The 4269-nt window shown below is 62.0% G+C and carries 4 protein-coding genes; 2 read left to right on the forward strand and 2 right to left on the reverse strand.

Going from position 1 to position 4269, the window contains the following annotated elements; genetic code table 11:
- Both AC1DMG_RS20375 and AC1DMG_RS20380 read left to right on the forward strand, forming a co-directional pair.
- The coding region (locus AC1DMG_RS20375; RefSeq protein WP_477180994.1) for an IS3 family transposase at positions 1 to 127 on the forward strand (127 nt) is incomplete at its 5' end.
- A gap of 343 nt (positions 128 to 470) precedes the next feature.
- Positions 471 to 1487 carry a transporter gene (locus AC1DMG_RS20380; protein WP_477177346.1) on the forward strand — a complete coding sequence of 339 codons (1017 nt, stop codon included), beginning with the start codon at positions 471 to 473 and terminating at the stop codon, positions 1485 to 1487.
- A gap of 68 nt (positions 1488 to 1555) precedes the next feature.
- On the opposite strand, the gene AC1DMG_RS20385 is transcribed toward AC1DMG_RS20380, so the two are convergent.
- Complete coding sequence (locus tag AC1DMG_RS20385; RefSeq protein ID WP_477177345.1) at positions 1556 to 3040, reverse strand: tetratricopeptide repeat protein; 1485 nt, start codon at positions 3038 to 3040, stop codon at positions 1556 to 1558.
- 621 nt (positions 3041 to 3661) lie between these two features.
- Positions 3662 to 4269 (reverse strand): type II secretion system protein GspD (locus AC1DMG_RS20390; RefSeq protein WP_477180993.1); only part of this gene is annotated, 608 nt, incomplete at its 5' end.

Consider the following 4269-nt stretch of genomic DNA (forward strand, 5'->3'; position numbering starts at 1 on the left):
TCGCGACTCTGCACGGACCCAGATCTTCCAGTACATCGAGATCTTCTATAACCGCAAACGCTTGCATAGCAGTCTCGGGTATCAATCTCCGGACAGCTTTGAGCGTACGCTCACGGTGACGATTTAAACCGTCCGAGAAATCGGGGGTGATCCAGAGTCAAATTTTCTAGCTAGAAACCGAGGTCCAAAAGAGGTGAAAGTGCACTCCGACCCGGTTTTTGGCCATCGCCCGGCCACGACGCAATCAGTGAACCGGTGGCGTCAGGAAGGCCGGCCCTGATCTGATCACCAGACCGCCGAACAGGGGCATTCCAAAATGGCTCCCGGCAGCCTTCTTTGGCGTTGCCATGGACTGCACCGACATGGCGCCACTCCCCGCCGCTTTGGAGAGTTGCCATACTGCGTCCCAGGGAGTTCCGGAGGCACCCGACCAGAGGCGTAGCTGGTTGGGGTCGTGGCGCGGTCGTGCGATGCGCACGGCCACCGCGATGAGCGGCACATCGGACGGGGAGAACGGATATGGCCTTACCCCTGGCGGCACATGGCATCGATCTGAATTCACGATGATGCCTGCACGCATGAGTCGCTCGCTCTTGCAGGCGATACTTGCCGCGCTGCTGCTCCACGCAGCAAAGGGGCACGCGCAGGAGCTGGAACCGCGAACCTATTCACCCTCCCCGACAGGCACGAATTTCGTCGGCCTCGCCTATAACCGCCTTACGGGAGACGTGCTGACAGATCCATCGCTTCCGATCTCGCATGTCGAGGCACAGATCAACACCGTCGCACTTGGCTATGTGCGCACCTTCGGGCTGGCTGACCACACGGCCTCGCTCGGCATCGTCATACCTGGCGTCAGCGGCGACCTCAGCGGTAACGTGATCGATGCGCCCACCGCCATTCACCGCGAAGGCATGGGCGACGTACGCCTGCGGTTCGCGTTGAATCTCGTTGGCAATCCGGCGATGTCTCCCGAGGAATTCGCCAAGCGCACGCCCGAGACCTCGATAGGTGTGAGCCTGACCATGTCCGCGCCGACGGGACAGTACACGTCGTCCCGACTGGTGAACATCGGCACCAACCGTTGGTCGTTCAAGCCCGAAATAGGACTGATGCAACCGTGGGGGAAATGGTTCGTTGAAGCCTCCGTCGGTGCGTGGATCTTCACCACCAATCACGACTACTACGGCGGAAAGACGCGCAGCCAGGACCCGTTAATGACCGCCCAGTTGAACGGCGGATATACCTTTGGCCCGGGACTCTGGCTTGCGGCTGCCATCGGCTACGCGACGGGCGGCAGAACCAGCCTCAATGGCATCGATGATGACAACCGACAATCCAACGCCCGCTACGGGCTGACCCTGTCTGTCCCCTTCGCCCGAGGCTGGTCGGCGAAGCTCGCGCTGACCAACGGACTGGTGACACGCGTCGGTGGCGACTACAAAGGCGTCTCCCTGGCCATCCAGTATCACTGGTTCGATCGGTGAGTTGATCGCGTTGGCGTGGTGCTCTGACCACAAAGCGGTGATGGCGGCGACTCGGTTGCGGATTCTGATCAACGCATAGCCTGCCCAGCACGCGCCTCTCCCAGCACCGCACCACGTCGCCGGGGGGCCTGAATCAACGCAGCGCGATAGGCCTCACGCGCCGCTGCGGCATCGCCTTGTAACAGCAGCAACTCGCCCAATTGCTCGCGTGCGGGAAGTGCCGGGCCGGGTGTTACTGGGCGCTTCTCCAGGCTATCTTCGCGATCGGCGGCGGACTGCAGCAGCGACCGCGCCTGGTCGGCATGGCCCGTGGCCTGGCTCTGCCATGCGGCGACCTCGTCGGCGAGTATGGCCGTCTGGGTGGCCCAATAGTCATCGCCAGAGTCACGCAGCTGCTTTTCAAGCTGACGGAGCCGCGTGACTTCTGCACCGGCGTCCGCTGGGTGACCGGAGCGCGCAAGACCGATGCCTTTGGACCAAACCGCGATGGCGAGGATGGGGGGCGAGGCGCCGGGCATCGGCGCCACCTCAGCCGCATCAATCCAACGACCGCGCTCGACCGCGAGCCGTATCGGCATGATGGTGGCTGCATAGGCGATCGCGAACTCCGTTACGTCCAGTGCACGCATGGCTTTCATCTCATCAACCACGCGTTGGGCGTCGCCATCTTTCCCCTCCTGAAGATAGGCGTAGACCAGGTAGTCCATGGCGTGAAACTCGCCCATCGCATCGCCATGCTGATGTGCGGATTCCTTGGAGGCGAGATTGGAGTGGACCGAATCGTCCCATAGGCCAAGCCGGGTGAAGATGTGCGAAGGCATATGCAGCGCGTGGGGTGCTGACGGGGCGATCTTCGCGTACACGCGGGCGGCCGGCAGACCTTGCTTGGCCAGTTCTTCGCTGTCGCACGCATGGATCATGTAGTGGGCAAGGCCCGGATGATCTGGATGGGCGCGAAACAGCGGCTCCAATATTGCGACGGCATGCTTCTGCTTGGCATGTGTCTTGTCGGCTGGTGATGCGTTGGATAGCAGGGCCAGGGCGTAAAACACCTGCGCTTCCATATCCGTCGGGTGGTCGCTTGCCACTTGCTCCATCGCCTGCTCGTAGGCTTCCGTTCTCTGGTTCGCCTTGAGCCCCGGGGTCGCCTGAAACAGCACGCTGCCGGCGCTGATGAAGCCCTTTTCGCGATCGGATGCCGCACCAAGCTCGACAGCCCGCTGCATGTCCCGCTGCGCCTGCCCAAAGGATGCTGGCGGTAACGATGGCGACCACACCGGATGAAAATGCACCATTGCCAGGCCCCAATACGCCATGGCGCAATGCGGGTCCTTCTGCGCAATAGCCTGGAAAGCCTGCTCCGCTGGCGCGTAGGCGAACGAATGCAGCAAGGCGACGGCGCGATTGAAGGACGGTTGCACCGAAGGGGCGCATGAGATCGGGAACGATACGTCTCCCAACTTTTCAGGGACGCCGTGATCGTGGGCCTCTTGTGCCAGGGCAGGCGAAGCGATCAAGACTAGCGCGTACAGAGCTCGCAGGTATCGAAACATGGGCTACTCCCCGGAGTGCGCAGGTATTGTGCATCACTGGCGGGCGAGAGTTTGTGCATGGCACTCGGGCGTATGGCCTATTTCTCGCTTGGCACGAGAGCAGACCCTCGATTACAGCGGGTCGCCAAAGCAGCATTGGCGGGGGAAAATGCACCCTGCCCCGGCCTCACCAGTTTCAGCGCACAGGATTTGCTCCCACAAAGAGCAGCCAAGCAACGTTCAATCCGTGACCCATGGGCCTGCGTGCCCCTTGTGGGAGCGCACCTTGTGCGTGACCGCAGCGCTGGGATGTGCCGCTTCGTAGGCTTGTCGCGCACAGGGTGCGCTCCCACAAATGGCGGTCTGCAGCCGTTGATCCACGGCCCGAAGCCGGTGCCATCCACTGTAGGAGCGCACCTTGTGCGTGACCGCAGCGCTGGAATGTGCCGCTCCGTAGGCTTGTCGCGCACAGGGTGCGCTCCCACAAATGGCGGTCCGAAGCCGTTGATCCACGGCCTGAAGCCAGTGCCCTCCACTGTAGGAGCGCACTTGTGCGCGACTGCGGCGCGTGGATGGACCGCTCTGTTGGCTGGTCGCGCACAAGTGCGCTCCTACATAAAGACTCTCGGTCAGGTTGCCTGTTTACGGGTGCGCTGTCGTCCTCGTTGCTCCTGTTCCAGAACCCGTTGCCGCCTCGCTCGTCGCCCGCAACGGCGCCAACGATTCAAACTTGCGCTGGTACTCGTCCGTCACCTGCTTGGCCTCCTCACTGCTGGTGATCACGCGCGGCGTGATCAGCACGATGAGTTCGGTGCGGTTGCGGTTGTGATTGGTCGTGCCAAACAGCCGACCAATGATTGGCACGCGATTGAGACCGGGGATGCCGGTATCCGTGCTGTTCTCGTTTTGCTGGATGAGGCCGCCGAGCAGTACAGTCTGGCCGCTTTGTACGGCGATTTGCGTACCCACGGCGCGTTGCTGGATGGTGAAGTTGCCCTGCGAGTTGGCTGAGCCGGTCGTGTTGCTCACCTGCTGCTGCACATTCAGATACACCAGCCCACCGGGATTCACGCGCGGCTGCACATCGAGGATAACGCCCGTGGGAATATAGCTCACGCTGCTGGCCGTCGATCCGGTGGTGTTGAGGCCGGTCACGATGGACGTCTGATTGATCGGCACCTGATCGCCGACCTGGATGTGTGCGACTTGATTGTTGAGCACGACCAGCGAGGGCGCCGACAAGGTTTTGG

Source organism: Dyella sp. 01N36 (assembly GCF_056399745.1).